General features: G+C 71.9%; 2 protein-coding genes and 1 pseudogene. 2 read left to right on the top strand and 1 reads right to left on the bottom strand.

The features are described 5' to 3' along the window. A pseudogene (locus GPA_RS01565) lies at positions 1-211 on the top strand (DNA repair protein RecO); the annotation flags it as partial. An 81-nt stretch (positions 212-292) separates the two neighbouring features. Beyond that, on the top strand, positions 293-541 hold the full coding sequence (locus tag GPA_RS01570) for a TIGR03905 family TSCPD domain-containing protein (RefSeq protein ID WP_015538748.1): 249 nt from the start codon (positions 293-295) through the stop codon (positions 539-541). Here GPA_RS01570 and GPA_RS01575 read toward each other — a convergent pair. Further along, the coding region (locus tag GPA_RS01575; protein WP_041238765.1) for a C39 family peptidase at positions 526-1,000 on the bottom strand (475 nt) is incomplete at its 5' end. The two genes, GPA_RS01570 and GPA_RS01575, sit on opposite strands and share 16 nt — an antisense overlap.

The raw sequence follows: 1,000 nt of genomic DNA on the forward strand, positions 1-1,000 counted from the left end.
CCGCCCGTCCGTGGAGGCCCAGGGCGTGCCGGCCGCGGCCGTGGCCTGGTGCAGGGCGCTCATGGGGTCGACGTTCGCCGAGATCGCAGAGCTCGACGTCCCCCCGTCCGCATCGTTCGCCGTGCTGCGCTTCTGCCAGCAGTGGGCGCACGAGCACGTGGGTGCGAACCTGAAGTCGCTTAACTTCCTGTTCACCTGCGGCCTGTTCTGAACCGCGAACGCGTTACCCGGCACGGCCGCCGCCGGGGCGCGCACCTGCAAGGCGGCGGCCTGCGAAGAAGGAGAAGGAACCATGCATACCTACACCCCGCGCGGCGTCTGCTCGCGCGCCATCAGCGTGGAGCTGGACGGCGACCGCGTGTCCCACGTGGAGTTCGCCGGCGGCTGCGACGGCAACCTCAAGGCCGTCTCGAAGCTCGTCCGCGGCATGGCGGTGGACGACGTGGCGGCCCTGCTGGAGGGCAACACCTGCGGCCGCCGGTCCACGTCGTGCGCCGACCAGCTCGTGCGCGCGCTGCGCTCCGCTCAGGCGGCCGAGTAGGCCCAGAGGTTGCGGCACTGACGCAGCACCGTGTCGAAGTCCCAGGTCTTGGCCGTGCGCTCGGGGCTGTTCGGGTCGCGTATCTCAAGGCGGCCGTGCTCGTCGATCCCCGCGAGCACGATGAAGTGGCCCGTGCTGGTGAAGTCGCCGGGTCCCATGCTGCAGATCACGGGCCGCCCCGCCACGAGAGCGCGGCGCACCGACAGCTCGTCGGCGGGCAGCTCCTCGGCGGAAAGCCCCAGCTGGGCGGCGCCTTCGGTCATGAAGGCCCAGGCCGTGCCGTCCGAGGAGGCGCATCCCATCCGCTCGGACAATGCGCCGGCGTCGGCAGGGGAGAGGTCGCTTCTGCCCGTGAGCGCCACGTACGCCATGGCCAGGCACGTGGGGCCGCAGCCGGTCACCCCGAACGCGTCTCCGCCGTAGAGGGCCTGCGACCAGGCGGGGTCGCGCTGGTAGAGC

It is taken from the genome of Gordonibacter pamelaeae 7-10-1-b, assembly GCF_000210055.1.
In the GTDB taxonomy this organism is placed as follows: Bacteria; Actinomycetota; Coriobacteriia; order Coriobacteriales; family Eggerthellaceae; genus Gordonibacter; species Gordonibacter pamelaeae.

Coding starts and splice junctions, on each gene's coding strand:
- GPA_RS01570 (WP_015538748.1), top strand. CDS start 293: ATGCATACCTACACCCCGCGCGGCGTCTGCTCGCGCGCCATCAGCGTG.